This window comes from Leptolyngbya sp. FACHB-671 (assembly GCF_014695745.1).
In the GTDB taxonomy this organism is placed as follows: Bacteria; Cyanobacteriota; Cyanobacteriia; order Elainellales; family Elainellaceae; genus JAAUTN01.
On record NZ_JACJOV010000048.1, the window covers coordinates 85,439 to 103,288 of the forward strand.

Annotated in this window: 15 protein-coding genes; 9 read left to right on the forward strand and 6 right to left on the reverse strand. The window is 51.5% G+C overall.

Going from position 1 to position 17,850, the window contains the following annotated elements; all coding sequences use genetic code 11:
- Positions 1-217 precede the first annotated feature (217 nt).
- From H6F93_RS03335 to recF, 3 genes are all read left to right on the forward strand, one after another.
- The gene (locus H6F93_RS03335; protein WP_190644783.1) at positions 218-574 is read left to right on the forward strand and encodes an S-layer homology domain-containing protein; all 357 of its coding nucleotides are present in this window, start codon (positions 218-220) and stop codon (positions 572-574) included.
- 122 nt (positions 575-696) lie between these two features.
- Positions 697-3,525, forward strand: coding sequence for a cation-translocating P-type ATPase (locus H6F93_RS03340; RefSeq protein ID WP_190679212.1), 2,829 nt, complete (start codon positions 697-699; stop codon positions 3,523-3,525).
- Positions 3,526-3,547: 22 nt separating this feature from the next.
- On the forward strand, positions 3,548-4,747 hold the full coding sequence (recF, locus tag H6F93_RS03345; RefSeq protein ID WP_190644781.1) for a DNA replication/repair protein RecF: 1,200 nt from the start codon (positions 3,548-3,550) through the stop codon (positions 4,745-4,747).
- A 104-nt stretch (positions 4,748-4,851) separates the two neighbouring features.
- Here recF and H6F93_RS03350 read toward each other — a convergent pair whose 3' ends face one another.
- From H6F93_RS03350 to cruF, 6 genes are all read right to left on the reverse strand, one after another.
- Positions 4,852-5,688, reverse strand: coding sequence for a GNAT family N-acetyltransferase (locus tag H6F93_RS03350; protein WP_190644780.1), 837 nt, complete (start codon positions 5,686-5,688; stop codon positions 4,852-4,854).
- Positions 5,689-5,694: 6 nt separating this feature from the next.
- The gene (locus H6F93_RS03355; protein WP_190644779.1) at positions 5,695-6,663 is read right to left on the reverse strand and encodes a LysR family transcriptional regulator; all 969 of its coding nucleotides are present in this window, start codon (positions 6,661-6,663) and stop codon (positions 5,695-5,697) included.
- Positions 6,664-6,831: 168 nt separating this feature from the next.
- Entirely contained in the window at positions 6,832-8,127 is a 1,296-nt protein-coding gene (locus H6F93_RS03360) for an HhoA/HhoB/HtrA family serine endopeptidase (RefSeq protein ID WP_190679214.1), read from the reverse strand.
- A gap of 440 nt (positions 8,128-8,567) precedes the next feature.
- Positions 8,568-9,350 carry a ZIP family metal transporter gene (locus H6F93_RS03365; protein WP_190644777.1) on the reverse strand — a complete coding sequence of 261 codons (783 nt, stop codon included), beginning with the start codon at positions 9,348-9,350 and terminating at the stop codon, positions 8,568-8,570.
- A gap of 11 nt (positions 9,351-9,361) precedes the next feature.
- A complete protein-coding gene (gene cruG, locus H6F93_RS03370) occupies positions 9,362-10,570 on the reverse strand; it encodes a 2'-O-glycosyltransferase CruG (protein ID WP_190679216.1) in 1,209 nt (402 codons plus the stop codon).
- On the reverse strand, positions 10,570-11,523 hold the full coding sequence (cruF, locus tag H6F93_RS03375; RefSeq protein WP_190644776.1) for a gamma-carotene 1'-hydroxylase CruF: 954 nt from the start codon (positions 11,521-11,523) through the stop codon (positions 10,570-10,572). The genes cruG and cruF overlap by 1 nt, the downstream gene beginning before the upstream one ends.
- A gap of 281 nt (positions 11,524-11,804) precedes the next feature.
- Between cruF and H6F93_RS03380 the strand changes: the two genes are divergently transcribed.
- The 6 genes from H6F93_RS03380 to mltG all read left to right on the forward strand — a co-directional run bounded on the left by H6F93_RS03380 (position 11,805) and on the right by mltG (position 17,745).
- Positions 11,805-13,025 carry a F420-0:Gamma-glutamyl ligase gene (locus tag H6F93_RS03380; protein ID WP_190679218.1) on the forward strand — a complete coding sequence of 407 codons (1,221 nt, stop codon included), beginning with the start codon at positions 11,805-11,807 and terminating at the stop codon, positions 13,023-13,025.
- Between the two features lie 147 nt (positions 13,026-13,172).
- Complete coding sequence (locus H6F93_RS03385; RefSeq protein ID WP_190679220.1) at positions 13,173-14,429, forward strand: GNAT family N-acetyltransferase; 1,257 nt, start codon at positions 13,173-13,175, stop codon at positions 14,427-14,429.
- Positions 14,426-14,848 (forward strand): Holliday junction resolvase RuvX, encoded by a 423-nt coding sequence (gene ruvX / locus H6F93_RS03390; RefSeq protein WP_190679222.1) that lies wholly within the window; start codon positions 14,426-14,428, stop codon positions 14,846-14,848. Before H6F93_RS03385 ends, ruvX begins: the two co-directional genes overlap by 4 nt.
- 48 nt (positions 14,849-14,896) lie before the next feature.
- Positions 14,897-15,511 carry a DJ-1/PfpI family protein gene (locus H6F93_RS03395; protein ID WP_190679224.1) on the forward strand — a complete coding sequence of 205 codons (615 nt, stop codon included), beginning with the start codon at positions 14,897-14,899 and terminating at the stop codon, positions 15,509-15,511.
- Between the two features lie 299 nt (positions 15,512-15,810).
- On the forward strand, positions 15,811-16,410 hold the full coding sequence (locus tag H6F93_RS03400; protein ID WP_190679226.1) for a DUF3727 domain-containing protein: 600 nt from the start codon (positions 15,811-15,813) through the stop codon (positions 16,408-16,410).
- Positions 16,411-16,602: 192 nt separating this feature from the next.
- Positions 16,603-17,745, forward strand: a complete 1,143-nt coding sequence (gene mltG, locus H6F93_RS03405; protein ID WP_190679228.1) for an endolytic transglycosylase MltG — start codon at positions 16,603-16,605, stop codon at positions 17,743-17,745.
- Positions 17,746-17,850 lie beyond the last annotated feature (105 nt).

A 17,850-nucleotide genomic window follows, 5' to 3' on the forward strand; every position in this document is an offset into this window, starting at 1 on the left:
TCTTCGCTTAGCCTATCTGCATTCAGGCAATGCTGAAGCTCGTGCTATGGTTGTTCGCTACCATTGAAGCTGAAATGTGACCCAATGTGACGGGCTTGCACTTGCCTCTACAAGCTGATGTGCTTCTTTGACGATCTACCGATTTGGCAAATGATCTAGCAGATTTCATTCTCTGGCTCTCGATTGGTTTTGAATTGGTACTCCCAGTAAGACAGCGATGAAAGAATTATTTTTGGCTCAAGGACGGTTTTGGATGGCAGTGGCGATCGCCACCAGCGTTAGCTTCATTCCTATTGCCGCCCAAGCTCAGTTCATAAAAGATTCAGGGCAATCGGGTATAGAAGCTGCTCAACCTCGATTTACTAGCCCCACTGCTCCTGCGGTAGCGCAGACTAGTCCAACTAGCGCAACGATTAGCCGCGATCAGGCTCCGTTGCCCCTGAGTGCGGTATTAGAAACACCAATTGAGCAGTTTGAGCCAGCTTTTGCAGATGTGTCTACCGACCACTGGGCATACGAAGCTGTAACCCGCTTGTTTTACAGTGGCATTGTTTCGGGCTATGCGACTGAGTAAAATCTAGAAACTTAGCCTGAGTCCAAAACCTCATCCTCCTAGACGAATGCGGCTTGGATTTAGGCACTGTAGTCTACTGTAGTCTACTGCTGCTTCACGGTAAAAAGTTGATGAACTCATCTATGGCTTCGGATTCCCCACCAGATTCGCTTCCCAGTGTTTGGCACAATCTTGAAACTGAGAAAGCGCTGCGGTTGCTTCAGAGCGATCGCCAGACAGGTCTAACCGCTCAGCAAGTTCAAGAACGGTTACAGCGTTACGGTCTAAATGAGCTAGAAGAGCGCGGCGGACGCAGCAACTGGGCCATTCTGGTCGATCAGTTCAAGAACATCATGCTGCTGATGCTGATCGCAGTTGCGATTATCTCAGCCATTATAGACATTCGCAGCGCATTGGCAGAGGGAGTCACACCTGTTCCCAAAGACGCGATCTCCATTTTTGCGATTGTGATTCTCAATGGAGCGTTGGGTTACATCCAGGAAAGCCGCGCTGAGAAAGCCTTGGCAGCGTTGAAACAGCTTGCTTCGCCTAAAGTTCGGGTAATCCGAGACAGCAGAACCATGGATATTGACTCTAAAGAGTTGGTACCCGGTGACTTGATGCTGTTAGAGGCAGGAGTACAGGTTTCAGCGGATGGTCGTCTATTAGAGGCTTCAAATCTGCAGGTGCGAGAAGCTGCCCTCACCGGAGAGGCGCATGCCGCCAACAAACGGGCTGAAATTGAGTTGCCTGATGATACACAGTTAGGCGATCGCATCAACCTGGTCTATCAAGGAACTGAAATCGTGCAGGGGCGCGGCACCGTGTTAGTCACGGGCACGGGCATGAAAACAGAGCTGGGCCGCATTGCCGAATTGCTCCAGTCCGTTGAAACCGAGCCAACCCCGCTACAGCAGAGAATGACGCAACTGGGCAACGTCTTAGTTTCAGGTTCGCTTGCCTTGGTTGCGCTGGTCGTGATTGGCGGCTTGCTCCGAGCTGGAAGCTGGGAACCTTTAGAAGATTTACTAGAAGTTTCACTCAGCATGGCGGTGGCAGTTGTGCCGGAGGGCTTGCCTGCCGTTATTACTGTCACCCTGGCATTAGGAACGCAACGGATGGTGCGCCGTCACGCGCTGATTCGCCGACTGCCTGCGGTGGAGACGCTCGGTTCTGTCACCAACATCTGCTCTGACAAAACGGGTACCCTCACCCAAAATAAGATGGTGGTGCAGTCGCTCCATACGGTAGATGCTTCCCTGCGCGTCACTGGAGAGGGCTATGACCCGACGGGTGAGTTTTACCATGACAACGAAGTTGCGTCTCCCCAAGACAGACCGGACTTAAAGGCGCTTTTGCTAGCGTGCATAATCTGCAACGATTCGATTTTGCAGAAAGAGAATGGAAGCTGGACAATTCTAGGTGACCCGACTGAAGGTGCCTTGCTAGTCGTTGCTAGTAAAGCTGGACTCGACCGTCACTATTGGACAGAACATTTGCCTCGCGCAGCTGAGTTTCCCTTCTCGTCTGAGCGCAAACGCATGAGCGTAATCGTGAAGGATGAAGGAAGAGGGGCAAAGGATGAACTGGCTAGCTTTATTCCTGGGGCAGAGTCACTCGTTTTATTCTGTAAAGGATCGCCTGAACTGGTGCTGGAGCGGTGTCAACAGATTCGCGTGGGCGGGCAGGTACAGCCCCTGACAGAGGCGCATCGCAACCAGGTTTTACAGACAAACAACGATTTGGCATCGCGCGGTTTGCGGGTATTGGGCTTTGCCTACAAGCTGCTCAATCAAGTACCAGCAGAAGGTTCCGATGAAACGACGGAGCAAGAATTGGTTTGGCTGGGCTTGGTGGACATGCTGGACGCACCCCGACCCGAAGTGCGTGATGCGGTTGCCAAATGCCGCACCGCTGGAATTCGTCCAATTATGATCACGGGTGACCACCAGTTGACCGCACAGGCGATCGCCGAAGACTTGGGCATTGCTAAACCGGGCGATCGCGTCCTCACTGGCCGCGAGTTAGAAAGACTAGACGCAGCAGGCTTAGAGCAAGAAATCGATCACGTCAGCGTGTATGCGCGGGTTGCTCCAGAACACAAACTGCGAATCGTGCAGGCCCTCCAGCGTCAGGGCAAAGTCGTAGCGATGACCGGCGATGGCGTGAACGATGCGCCTGCTTTGAAACAAGCAGACATCGGTATCGCGATGGGCATAACGGGCACAGACGTGAGCAAAGAGGCAAGCGATATGGTGCTGTTAGATGACAACTTTGCCACGATTGTCGCCGCTACGGAAGAAGGACGAGTCGTCTACACCAACATTCGTCGCTTCATCAAATACATCCTCGGCTCAAATATTGGCGAAGTGTTGACGATTGCAGCTTCCCCAATTTTGTTGCCGATGGGGGGCGTACCGCTCACTCCACTGCAAATTCTATGGATGAACCTGGTGACAGACGGCTTACCCGCCCTAGCGCTAGCTGTAGAACCAGCAGAACCCAACGTGATGAACCGTCCACCCCACGACCCAGAGGAAAATATCTTTGCGCGGGGCTTGGGACTTTACATGGTGCGAATTGGTATTATTTTGGCAATCCTGGCGATCGCCCTGATGGTGTGGTCATACAACTACAGCCAGCAGTCTGGTGACCCTGAGCGGTGGAAAACAATGGTCTTCACGACCCTTTGTTTAGCGCAGATGGGACACGCGATGGCCATTCGCTCAAACAGCCGTCTCACCATAGAGCTAAATCCCTTCTCAAATCCCTTTATCTTAATGGCGGTTGGCTTAACGACGATCCTGCAACTGCTGCTAGTCTATGTTGAGCCATTGCGGAACTTCTTTGGAACGCACTACCTCAGCCCGTTTGAACTTGCAGTTTGCATCGGCTTTAGCTCACTCATGTTTGTTTGGGTTGAGCTAGAAAAGCTGTTCATTCGCCTATTCTTAAGCAGACGCATGGGCTAAACGCACCGTACACCTTGTAAAAATGTATTTGAAAACTCTCCACCTGCGCCAATTTCGCAACTACCGAGATCAGCAGGTGGAGTTTTTTGCACCTAAAACCATCCTGTTAGGAGACAATGCTCAAGGTAAATCCAATCTTTTGGAAGCTGCCGAACTGCTGGCAACCTTGCGCTCGCACCGGGCAACTCGCGATCGCGAACTCGTGCAAGAGGGGGAAGCTATTGGTCAAATTACTGCCACGCTCGAAAAAGACACAGGCTTAACCGACTTGGCGATCGCCCTCCGCGCTAACGGTCGCCGCACCGTTGCTCTAAACGGTGAAACGCTGCGAAGACAACTCGACTTTTTAGGCGTCATGAATGCCGTCCAGTTTTCTAGCCTGGATCTGGATCTGGTGCGGGGCGGACCTGGACAACGACGTAGTTGGCTGGATGCTCTGCTCACCCAACTGGAACCCGTCTATGCCTACATCTTGCAGCAGTACAATCACGTTTTACGCCAGCGCAATGCATTCCTCAAACAGCAGCGGAAAGATGGCGATCGCCCAGTTCCAGTTAGCTTTGTAGATGAGGCAGTCCCAGCAGTTGAATCGTTGGCTGAATCGGCTGGTAGTGAGGTGATCCCACCCGATGCAACCCAGCTTGCCATCTGGGATGCTCAACTTGCGGCAATTGGCTCCCGCGTGATTCGTCGTCGTGCCAGAGTGATAGAACGGCTGGCTCCGATCGCCCAATCCTGGCATCAGGCGATCAGCGACAACAAGGAACTGCTTGAAGTAAACTACGCTCCCAATGTTGGATTGGAGCAGGATGATCCCGCTGTGGTGCAGCAGGCGTTTCTAGCAAAAATTCAGCAGCGGGCGATCGCTGAACACTATCAGGGCACAAGCTTAGTCGGACCGCACCGCGACGAAGTGGAATTCACCATCAACCAAACCCCTGCACGGCAGTACGGCTCCCAGGGACAGCAGCGAACCCTGGTACTGTCGCTGAAGCTAGCAGAATTAAAACTAATCGAATCCGTTGTTGGTGAAGCGCCCTTGTTGCTGCTAGACGATGTATTGGCAGAGCTAGATCTGAACCGCCAAAACAAACTCCTGGAAACCATTCAGGATCGATTCCAAACTCTGATTACTACAACGCATCTCGGTTCCTTTGATGCACAGTGGCTTAAATCTTCTCAAATTCTTACGGTTGAGGCAGGAAAAATTTGCCAATCGTGAAACCAGCGATTTCAACCACTGGATGATTAGACATCCTGCATGAATTACTTTTTGAGGCGTGAATGGTAATGTGGCTGCGCTGCACTAACATTCACGCAGGAGGTCTATTGATAAAACGAGTAGTCATACCAATCACACACCGGTTGATAGCCGATCGCCTGATAAACGTGATTGGATGTAGAATTCGTCTGATCCGTAAACAACATGCAGTAATCACAGCCCTGGTCTAGCAACCTCTGGCTGAGTGCCGCTACGCAAGAACTGGCATAGCCTTTGCGGCGATATTCAGGCGGTGTGTAGACAGGTGAAATCCAACCGCCATTGGGTAAAGACTTTCTGCCGCCAGCCATTGAGACGGGCACTCCATCGTGCCAAAGATACAGCGTTTTTTGGGCTAGAGCACGATCAACTGAAGCTTCGGCATTATTTTCAATTTGACCTAATGCTTCAATGTCGAACGCTTTCAACCAGTTGATTAGGAGGGAGCGATCGCCTTCCTCAGCAAGCTGCAAGTATCCACTCGCCTGAGGAATGGACTGTACCTGCACAAGCTGATTTGCCCACAGTTTCAGGCTCAGTTTGTAAGATTGCTGTGTTAAGGCCTGCCACTTTTGGGCAAAGGCAGTAGCAATGTCTGGCAAACTGCTGACACCCGGTAGCGGTTCCTGATGAGTACTCAGGTCTTGAGCAATCAAATCTAATGCTGCAAAATCCCGCACTTGGGACAAAATTAAATAGCGGGGCGAAATCCATACGGCAACAGCAAGAATATCCTCTGCTTCTACGGTTGCCAGGTAAGGAGGGCGAGCGCGAGGTTGAGGATTGTGCAACAGGGCATAGCAGGCTCTCAGCAGCATACAGTGCTGCGCTGTGTGTTGCTCCAGGTGATCTTTTACTCTTTCATAGAAGCGATCGGCAGCCTGAAAGTGGTTAAGCTTCATACAGCTTTAGGCGATCGCCCTCGACACTTTCTGTCGTCGTTCAGAGCTAATCGGCGTAGCTTGCAGTTCAGGCGGATAGAGTTCCTTTAGCGTATCCAGGAAAGCGTACACAGCAGGCGAATGCAGGGCATCTGCCAGCATTACCACCTGGATATGGCGATAGAGCGGCACGGGCAAGGAACAAACTTGAATTTCTGGAGGCAGCGGTTCGGTCGCCAGACGAGGCAGCACCGTTACCCCCAAACCGCGCTCAACCATGCCAACGCTAGTTGAATCTTCCTGAATGTCATAGGCGATGTTGATCGGCTGCCCCAATTCAGCAAAGTGTTGACGAGTCAAAACGGAACAGTAATCTAACTTGGACTGCCCAGAAGTCATGATCATCGGGTAAGTTGCCAGTTCCTCCCAAGTCAGAGGGGTCTCGGGACGCTGCAATTTGGGCGGCAGCAGCACGACGTATTCATCGCGCATTAGCTCCCAACCCTCAAACCCGTCAGTGATTGGCATACAGGTAAAGCCGACATCTACCCGTCCTTCGCGCAGGGCTTGCTCGACCCGATCGTCATCGCGGTATTCAATTGGGGTAGTGGTGATGTCAGGAAAGTAGTGCTTTAACCGCACAATCACTTCAGGCAGGAGACGAGTTGCGACGCTGCGAAACACACCGACGCGCACCTGTCCGCCTTTCAACCCTTTGGTCAGGTTGACTTCCTTGCCGATGACATCCAGCAGCTTCAGCATGTCTTCAGCGTGATCTTTGACCCGTTCGCCAATCGGGGTGAGTCGTGCGCCATGTCGTCCGCGTGAAAACAGGACGACACCTAATGATTCTTCTAGAGCGGCGATCGCATGACTGATTGCTGACTGAGAAACCTCCAGACGCAGGGCAGCTTCGCTAAAATTGCTGACTTCTGCGACTGCAACCAGCGCCCGCAACTGGGAAAGCTTAATTCCGTCCAGGTTACCTGTTCTCATAAAACATCCCCAATTCTGGTTTGATTTTCGCGCAACTGCCCCGATCAATCCAGTCTTTTCCATGAATTTTATTAATGGAAGCTATGCACCTCTTTGTTAGATCACCTCTTTAAGATGAAAGGGCACCCCGCTGAGCGGGGTGCCCTTTCATCTATGGCTCTAATTCGACTATTCAGTCGGAAAATCTCCGGGCTGAACGGTCAGGTTCACCGTTTCTCCATTGCGAAGCACCTGCATCGAGAGGTCTTCACCCACGCTGCTATCTGACACAATGCGCTGCACTTCCTCAGAAGTGGGTACAGCCTGTCCACCAACCTGCTGAATTACATCGCCAGCTTGCAGTCCCGAACTAGCGGCGGGGGAGTTGGGTTCAACTGCAATAATTACAACCCCTTCCTCTACTGGAATCTGCACATCAATGTTGGGATCTTGGCTAAGGCGCTCTTTTAACTCTGGAGTAATGGTCGCCATCTGAATGCCCAGATAAGCGTGTTCAGCTCGGCCCGTTTCAATGAGCTGGTTGGCAATGTCTTGAGCCGTGTTGATGGGAATGGCAAAGCCTAAACCCTGTGCACCACCGATGATGGCGGTGTTCATCCCGATTACTTCACCCCGCTCATTCAGCAATGGCCCACCAGAGTTACCAGGATTGATAGCAGCATCCGTTTGGATGAAGTCTACTCGTTTGTCGGGTACACGCACGTCTGCGCTGCTGCGTCCTGTGGCACTGATGATCCCGGCAGTGACAGTGTTGTCGAGTCCAAGGGGGTTGCCAATGGCGATCGCCCATTCTCCCGGTCGAATTTGCTCCGAATCGCCCACTTTAACGGTGGGTAGCCCGTTCGCCTCAATTCTGATGACTGCAACGTCTGTGACGGGATCAGTTCCCAATACTTCACCGCTAAACTCGCGCCCGTCTTTAAGCGTTACTGTTACCTGGTCAGCACCATCTACAACATGGGCATTCGTTAAAATCAGTCCGTCTGCATCAATTACAAATCCTGACCCTGTTCCCTCTTCGACCCGAGTTGGAGGTGAATTGGGATCGCCCGATTCACCAAAGAACCTGCGTCCGAAAATTTCAGGTATACGAGTACTGACGGTACGTGAAGAATCGATTCTAACCACAGCGGGACCAACTTGCTCAACCGCTGCTGCGATGAAGTTTTGGTTGACTGGGATTAGCGATGCACTGGGAGCCGCCGAGTTGATGGGTAGTTCGCTTGTTTGAGTCTCAAGGGGTGGCTGAGCCGGAATGGGCAGCTCAGACCCCACCAAACGATTGCCGATGATGCCAACTCCTGTACCTGCTAAGATCAGCGCCAAGTAGACGGGTGCCTGTCTGAAGGGATTGCGTCTCTTGCGATCGCTAGGTGCATCCGTTGCAACAAAGTCAGAAGCAGGAATTGAATCTTGCAGATCAGTGTTTTGATGGTCAGAGTCGTTGCGACGGCTTATTTTCATAGTCCTCCGGAGTGTGAGATGCTAGCGTGAATAATTGGATTTTGAATGTCTCGTTCAGTTTGTTGCGCTTGCTGAACCGAGATGTAGGGCAGGTCATGCCGTGGGCTGATTTAGATATCTCTGCTACTAGTATCTAAATCTTAGATAGCCTTTGTGACATTGACATGGCGACCTTACCGCAAGTGAGTGAAGATTTGGAGTAAAGCGTTAGGGCTACCGATGGGACTTTAAGCCGTCTAAGAGATATAAAGGAATCTTGAAGTTTGTCATCTCAACTTCATCTCTGCAACATCTCGATGACAAGTCTGCCTGGTAGTTTTTAATCACAGGTGAATGAATGCTAGGGAGGGAGGCGACCGCTGCTGGCTCTCAAGAAGCCTAGTCTTGATAGCAATACCTTCAGCGATCGCCCACTCCTTTTTTTCCCGATCGAAGGAAGCTCATCCTAGCGTCACATCTAGAAACATCATGATCACGAATCCGACCATCACTCCGGCAGTCGCAGACTTTTCACAGCCGAGGCGATGGGATTCAGGAATAATTTCATCGCTGATCACAAACAGCATTGCTCCAGCCGCAAAACCCATCGCCACAGGAAGGAAGGGTTGAGCAATTGAAACTGCACCAGCGCCAATAACGCCACCCACGGGTTCAACTAAGCCCGTTATCAAGCTAATCAAGATTGCGTCTCGTTTGGAATAGGCCTCACCCAGAAGCGAGATCGCTACGACTAACCCTTCTGGAATGTTTTGTAGACCGATGCCCACAGTCAGGGCAATCGCATTGGAAATGTCATCTCCACCAAAGCCAACCCCAACTGCCAACCCTTCTGGGAAGTTGTGAATGGCGATCGCAATCACAAACAACCAGGCTCGCTTCAGGTTTGCTTGTTTGCTACCCTCTTGTCCCTTAAAGAAGTGTTCATGCGGGAAATAGCGGTTGCTCAACCACAGAAACACGCCACCTAAGACAATACCAAAAGCCACAATCGTTGCGGCATAAACGGAGCTGTTAATCTGAACAGTGGCAGCTTCTAACCCTGGAACCACTAGCGAAAAGGCTGTCGCTGCTAACATCACGCCCGCACCAAACCCCAACAGGACACCCTGAGCATTTTGGGTGATTCGGGTGAAAAACAGGATGGGCAGTGCTCCTACGCCTGTTGCCAGACCTGCGATGGCACTGCCCAACAATCCAAGATAGAGGGTGGGAAGTTCTAGCATGAGTTTTATAGCTAAGAATAGCTCCGACCGCGCCACTGAGTTGGAGTGCGGAGGGAAGAAAGCAAAATCCGCAGAACTGCCGCCGGATCAGCTAAAGGAGACAACCAGAAAGCCCACTTTCCTTTGTCTGAGGTGCGGGCATAGGAAGGCGCGATCGCCCAAAGCAAAGCAACCCGCATGATTACCAGAGCCGTGTTTAGTACTAGTGCCACCAACACAGGTAAGGAATTAAAGCCTACCGCCACGAGTGCTGCAAGTCCCAGCAGGTTAATCAGGGGCAAACCTTGGACAGCCAATAGAAATGCTAAGTCGCCCCATTTTTGGGCAACGGAGGAGGCATCTTTGAGATCGAGCGATCGCCCCCATTCACGCCAGGTTTCCGCCACCCCTTCATACATCCGCACCTGCAACAGCTTTGCGCCATCCAAGAAGCCAACTTTTGCGCCCCGGCTGGCAGCATATCGAGCCAGAGTGACATCATCGCAAAATGAACTGCGGGCGCTGGTGTAGCCGCCTAAATCGGTGAGGAGCGATCGCCGACAGAGAAAACATTGCCCATTAGCCATGACTCGCTCTGAACTGTCTGTCGCTGCTCCCGCCGGGCCAAACCGATACACCAGCGTCATCAGCAAAGCAGGCTGAAGCCAAAATTCACCCGAGCTTTTGAGAATAAACTGAGGCGACAGCGAAACCAGGTCATAGCCTTGCTCGGTTGCCGTTGAAACTAGACTGGCAACCAAACCTTTTTGCGGGCGCGTGTCTGCATCAATTCCCAAAATCCACTCGCTGCCCTCGGAGCTAGACAAGAATCCGTTGTGCAGCGCCCAAGGACGACCCACCCAGCCAGACGGCAGAGGATCATCGGTCATTAGCCGAAAACGGGGATCGTGCTGCTGTGCTGCCTTCACCAGATCGACCGTACCGTCCTGGGAGCAGCTATCAACAATAATTATTTCCCGCACTTCGTATCCTTGGTGGCTAAGCCCGTCAAGACAGGGACCAATTCGCTCAGCTTCATTCAAAGTTGGAACCACAACGCTCACCTGACCCAGCAAATCGGGCGTAGGTTGGCAAGGGGAAAGAGGCGGCTGCCGCCCTGGCCCTTGAAGTAAGCGAGAAAGTAGAATGGCGATCGCCGGAAACTGCACCAAAACGAAAAAAAAGGCTACGGCCCCAACCCAAAGGTCAGCAGCAGTAGCCCATACATTTCCAACAATCATCACTTGGCACTAACTCCAACAGCAGCGGGAGGCTGCTTGGGCTTTAGCGATTCCGTCTCACTAACAAATCCGGTAACAGAAATTGCTTCAAGGTCGGCAGTTTGTGATGTGCGCCAGCAGATCACAGCAGGAACCACCCCTAAAACAACTCCCAGAACAACCGGAATCCAGATTCCAGCAGCCAAACTCATCACCGTGGCGAAAACAAAATTGCCCAGGTAGATGACGATTGGCAGATTCAGTTGAGAACGCTGCAAGACGGGCTGTCGCGTGCGCCAAAATAGAGCCGCTACCGTCATAAACACTGCACCTGTACCCATCCATCCAGCAAAGTTTTGGTAGGGCATTCCAAAGAAAGCTCCGGGCTGATGCCAGTACCAGAAGGGCATTGCCGTTTGGCTCATAGCTGGATCAAGCACAAAGTCCCAAGAGGTGAGTAGCAAAGCGCCCAGGGCGATCGCCACAATTTGTCTCAACCAGCCAAACTTGGGCAGCTCACCTGCCGCATTCACCTGACCAATTCCCAACCCGGCACGAGCTAGGAGGTAAGAGGCTAAACCCAGGTAGAACCAGGACAGAGGGATAGTAAATGGCACCAGACCTGCAATTTTGTACCCCAAGCCACTCAAGTAGCTGTAGTCGCTAAAAGGAAAGCCAGTGCTAGTTCCCAGTAGCTCACTGCTTAAAGAAATTAGAATTGCTGGCAGCATAAAGACTAGCCAGTTGCGTAGACCCAGCGTGCGATAGGCATAAACCGCAACGGCAATCGTCCCCAGCAAAATATAAACCACACCACCGCCAGCCATACTCCACTGAAAGAGAGTTTGTCCCGCAGGCAGCAGTGAGAGAAATTCAGGATGCGGCATCACCAGCAGCAGCCCTGCCAACCCGAAAGCCATTGCTCCGAGGTGACCAATTAGACAGAAGCGTTCAGCAGTAACCAGTTGCTTCATTACAAACTCTCCAAAGTAGGATGCTTAACGTGAGCTTCCTATTAGTTTACAAATGTTTAAGAAAAATCTGGTGACAGAATAGTACCGCAAAATCAGCAGATTTGTAAATTTCACTTCCTATATTAGGTTGAATATTTTGGAACAGATCCCGCTTCAAAATACTCTGCCTTAGTTGGTATAAGTATCCCGGATTCTATAGACTTGCTAGAGAAACATGATGTGCAATTGGGTACATCTTTGCAAGTACAGTTTCTTCTTATTGCATTTAGCTAGGGATTACGGTGTTTTTAGAAACTATTTTGATTGGGTTAGGAATTGTTGCGCTGCTGCTGGTACTGGGTGCCTTGGCGCTAGAAATTCGGTATCGCCGCCATCCCGGAAACGATCTGGTGATGACATCGGGCGACTGGAATTTGGAGGTATACGAACCTCATCGCTACCTGCTGGTAGGCGAACCGGAACTGCCCAGCCGTAGCCCCAGAGTCGAAATCATGGTGTTGGAAGTTGAAGCCGATGTGACGCTGCTTTCAAAGGGAAGCTTGGACGAGATTACTCACACGATTAAAGTCACACCACGCCATCCCGATACGCCAGCCCGACCGGATGGTTACTGGTTTGGCTACATCATTAAGCGCCACAAGACCACCCGTCTAGAAGTGTCGCTCGACATTCGTGGGAAAGAGCTAAACCAGCTTCAGGCAGCCTGGGTACGAATTCGCTATTTGACCTACGGTCCACGCGGCAGAATTCCCAAAGTTTGCCATGTGATCGTGCCCCTCAAGTTTCCGGCAACGGAAGATTCACAACGTTGGCGGCCTACGCTTCATGCCGATGTGCTGCCGGTTAAAACTCACCTGCTGACTCAGCTGGACAATCCAGTTGAAATTGTGAAGCGGTATGTGATGCCCCATGCTCAACCCGGAGATATTGTCACGATTGGCGAAACGCCTGTAGCCGTGATGCAGGGACGGTTTCACCATCCTAGTGAAGTGCGTCCGGGATGGGTGGCGAAGCGGCTGTGTTTCTACTTCATGACGACTTCCACGCTGTCTTCTGCCTGCGGAATGCAGACGCTGGTGGATATTGTTGGTCCAGTGCGGGTGGTGTTTGCGTTTGTAGCGGGGGCGATCGCCAAAAAATTCCTTAACCAACCGGGGATGTTCTATCAACTTGCAGGCGAACAGGCACGACTAATTGACGACGTAACGGGTACTTTGCCTCCCTACGATCAGTTCATTGTGTTGGGACCGGAAAACCCGCAGCAAGTGGTGGATCAGATCAAAGCTGAGACAGGTCTGTCTGCTGCGATCGTAGATGTGAATGATCTCAAAGCAGTTAATATAGTGGCATCCACTTCTGGTATTTCAAAAGGTTTACTAGAGCAAGCTTTGGTCAGCAACCCGGCTGGCAACGACGACCAACAAACGCCAGTGGTGTTAATTCGCCCAACTGAAACAGCCGTTAACCCAAAGTCTGCCCAACATTCAAAGCCAACGACTTGAGCAAGATCAATTCTGGGGCTGATAGATTTTGGAATTGCTGTCAAGATAGTAATGACGACTGAATAGTTAACCCTGGCTAAAGGCGATCGCTCATCGATCGTTTTATTAGCGATAGACGGCGTAGACGCAAGTTGGACCTTACATCCCATGACTTCAGCGCTTCCTCAAACCACAAACATTACCGTTCGCCCGTTCCAGTTCCGGGATTTGGAGGCGATCGCGCATTTCTCGTTGGAAGGGGCCGAGGTCGAGCAGCAAAGCGTCTCCCTCAAGTTGGGGCAACGCCTCCAGCACCTTCGTCGCTGGTATGGACTACTCAAGTTTCTCAGCCTATTTCCCAACCCACTTCAGCATCTCTTCTCAGCCTACGTTGCTGAGCAAGGGAACCGAATCCAGGGGATCATTCAGGTTTCGCCGTTTAACCGCACGCGCAGCACCTGGAAAGTTGATCAGGTCGCAGTTGAGGCGATCGCTCCCGCTAAGGGCGACCAGCCGCTTTCCTCAGACATTGGCTCACAGCTATTGCGCTACTGCTTCCAGGCAATTTGGGAAGCGCGAACCTGGCTGATTGAGGTAGATGTGAATGACAAGTCTGCCCTAGCGCTCTATCGCCAAAACGGATTTCAGTCTTTGGCAGAAATGACCTATTGGGCGATCGCCCCAGAGCTACTCGAAGCTCTGGCAGAGCGTGAACCTGACCTGCCCAACTTGCTGCCTGTCAGCAATGCCGATGCTTCCCTGTTGCACCAGCTCGATACGGCCTCCATGCCGCCCCTGGTACGTCAGGTATTCGATCGCCAAATTTTAGACTTCAAGACGAGCCTGCTGGGTTCCTTCTACTACGGCATGACCAACTGGGTTAGCCACACCGAAGTGATTAGCAGCTATGTGTTTGAGCCGCAGCGCAAGGCCGCTATTGGCTACTTCCAGATTAAGCTTTGCCGCGACGGAAGTCGTCCTCATGTAGCGCAACTTACTGTTCACCCGGCTTACACCTGGCTCTACCCAGAGCTGCTGTCACAGATGGCGCGAATTGCTCAGGAATTCCCAGCTCAGACGTTGCGGTTAGCTTCAGCAGACTACCAGCCAGAACGAGAAGAATATCTGCAGCAAATTGGTGCCAGCCGCACTGAGCACACCTTGATGATGTCGCGCTCCGTCTGGCATAAACTGCGCGAGGCAAAGCCTGTCTCTCTCGAAGGGCTACACCTCTCCGAGGTACTGCAAGGCTTCCAGCCTGCTCGCAAGCCTGTTCCCAGTCGCATTTCCTTGATTAAGTCAATTCCGTCGCTGCCGCAGCCTGGGTCTGGGCAAACTCCATCGACCTCACCTGCCGAGTCCCAGTCCTCAAACTCGGCAGATAATACTCTGCCCGATTTACCCGATAGTCCTAATCTAGGATGATATCAGCGCTGGGATTGGATGTCGGCAAAAAGCGAATTGGAGTCGCAGGCTGCGATCGCACAGGGCTCATTGCTACCGGACTAACCACCATCGAACGCCGTTCTTTCCTGCAAGACGTAGAGCAGTTTCGCTGCATCGTTGAGGAACGTGAGGTGCAACTGCTCGTTGTTGGCTTGCCCTACACGATGGATGGCTCTATAGGGTTTCAGGCAAAACAGGTGCAGAAGTTTGCCAGTCGGCTCAGTACAGCACTTCAGCTTCCTGTGGAATACGTAGACGAGCGGCTGACTTCCTTTGAGGCAGAACAGGCTTTGCTGGCAGAAAATCGCTCCCCTTCGCGCAACAAAGCTTTAATCGACCGTAAAGCCGCCGCCATTATTTTGCAGCAATGGCTTGATGCGAGACGCAATTCTCAATAGGCCGTTTCGGTATAGTTAGGGTACAAACAAAATTCAATCAGACTAGTTATGGTTCAAGTACAAATCATTGTCTTTGATGGATTTGATGAGCTTGATGCGATCGCTCCCTTTGAAGTTTTGCAGACTGCGGCAGCGATGGGGGCTGACGTCCAGGCAGAACTGGTCACTCTAGACGGCTCCACAGAGATTATTGCAGCCCACGGCTTACGGATTCAGCCGTGGGCAAAGCTCAGGGATCAACTAGACATTTTGATTGTGCCAGGTGGAGGTTGGGGAGACCGGGCCAAGCAAGGAGCATGGGCAGAAGCCCAGAGAGGCAAAATACCCGCAGCAATTTCTCAGTTGCACCAGAGCGGCACAACAATTGCTTCAGTGTGTACAGGTGGGATGTTAGTTGCCAGCGCAGGACTGCTAAAAGGTCGTCCAGCCGTCACTCACCATGTGGCGATAGAAGAGTTGAAAGCCATGGGTGCAGAAATCGTCAATGCTCGTGTTGTAGATGATGGCGACATCGTCACAGCCGGAGGCGTCACTTCTGGTATAGACCTGTCGCTGTGGTTATTGGAACGATATCTTAGCCCTCAAGTCGCTTATGAGGTAGAGCAAGAACTAGAGTACGAGCGTCGGGGTGTCGTATGGCAAACAGTTAAAAACGCCCTCTAAAGGGAAACTGGAGCTGCCGAACTAGCTTTCCTATGCTAGAGCCTAGTCACCCAGCAAATCACCCAAAATCACGACAAACTTGTTTTAACCTTCTTGCTGAAACGCATGAGTGGAGATAACTTCTGGGAGAGGGCGAGTCAAATCAACCCAATTAGAATTATTCAGGGAGTGAAACGGATCTAGTCATGCTGTAAAGTTTTTTGTGGCGGGGCTGTAGTAATACTCCTTGCCGATCGCTCTCATCCTGAAATTCAGGGAGCAGCATACAGCAAGACGCAAGTTGTGATCAGAGGAATAGCATGACCGATTCAGATATGAGCAGAGAGAATCCGGGAATGGATGCAGACGAGGCAGACATCGACGCACCAACCGTCAGCTTGACCGATGAACAGGGGCGATCGCTGCTTTGCTATGTCGAACGTTCTTTGGAAGTTGAGGGTAAAGAGTACGTGCTGCTGATGCCCGTTGACAACCCCATTGAGATTTTTGCTTGGGAAGCAGATGAAGAAGATGAGGATGAAGAAACTCTGATCGACATCGAAGATGAGGAAATTGATGACATTTTCCCAACTGCCCGTGCAGTTTTGGCGGAGCAAGACCTCACCCTCAATCGCTCAGCGCTGACTCTGACTGCTAGCGGAGATCTGCCAGCAGCAACCGAAGATGACATCATCACCTTAGACATTGGCGAAGATGAAGCCAACCTGGACTCTGAGCAGTTTCAGCTTTTGACAAACTTTTATTACGAAGAGCAAGAATACGCTGTTTGTACGCCGCTCGATCCTCTTTTATTTTTCGCTCGGATGAATTCGGAAGGCAACCCTGAACTGCTTTCACCAGAAGAATTTCAACTGATGCGATCGCAGTTAGAAGATCAGCTATTTGACGATTTGGAGTAAGTTTTTCCTTTAAGTGCAGAAATGAGTGGCGATCGCCACTCCCTCTATTTTCTATATCCTATTTCCCAAATTGGGGTAAGCGCTCTTTTGGGGTGATGGCTCATAGCAACTTCACCCCCCCTCACTCACGTCATTCTTCACTAGGCTTTACGATGAACGATTGATCTACCCATTCTCAAACCACAAGATCTCATGACAGTCACCCAGCGCATCTCCAAGTGGTTCTTTTACCTGATTGTTTTTCCTGCGACGCTCGGTCTGTGTGGATGGCAAGGTTGGGTTTGGTGGAGTTGGGCAAACGCGCCCGCAGATGCTGCAACCGAACAGCCTGCTACAGCTGAACAGCCTGCTACAACTGAACAGCCTGCTACAGCCGAACAGCCTGCCACAACTGAAGCCAAAACAGTTCAGTTTCAAATTCCAGAAGGCACATCAGCTCAACAGATTGGGCAAGACCTTGAAGCTGCAGGTTTGATTCGTTCTACAACGGCCTGGAATTTGTGGACTCGCTGGCAAACGTTGCAAAATCGTGAGGGTGGCTTTTTAGCTGGCACTTACGCACTGTCACCGAGTGAACCGATGGAGGCGATCGCCAACAAAATTTGGCGGGGAGAAGTCGTCCAGCTCAGCTTCACCATTCCTGAGGGATGGTCGACTAAGGAAATGGCGGAATATTTTGAAGAGCAAGGCTTTTTCACTGCTCAGGAGTTTCTAGCTGCGACTCGGCAAGTTCCGCGTGACCAATATCCCTGGATACCCCGGCAGCTTCCCCTTCTAGAAGGGTTCCTTTATCCCGACACCTACCAGGTTGAGGATGAGGTAACACCTGAATCAGTAATTAACCAGATGCTAGATCGTTTTGAGCAGGTTGCCCTACCGGTTTATCAGCAGGGACAAACGCAATTTTCCTTGCTGGAATGGGTGACACTCGCTAGCATCGTCGAACGAGAAGCAGTAATCAGCGAAGAGCGTCCTCAGATTGCTAGCGTGTTTGCCCGTCGCTTGCGAGAGAATATTCCCCTAGGAGCTGACCCCACGGTTGAATATGCCCTTGGCATTCGCCAAACTCCAGAGCAACCTTTAACCTTGGACGAGGTCAACACGCCATCTCCCTACAACACCTATGTCAACGCAGGGTTACCCCCTACGCCGATTGCCAGTCCAGGTGTGTCTAGTCTGGAAGCTTCTCTAAACCCAGCCGATACGGAATATCTCTTTTTTGTCGCCCGCTATGATGGGACTCACGTCTTTAGCCGTACTCTGGCAGAACATGAAGCTGCCCAAGCTGCCATTCAAGACGATATAGCAGCTCAGCAACAAGGCAGTGAAAACTAGCTACCGCAGGAATCTGTGAGGGTCAACTGCAGGGATCAACAACCAAGTGTATCCAAACCCATCTAAGATTGAGACGGAGTAGCCCTGGTATCGCTTAGGGCATCT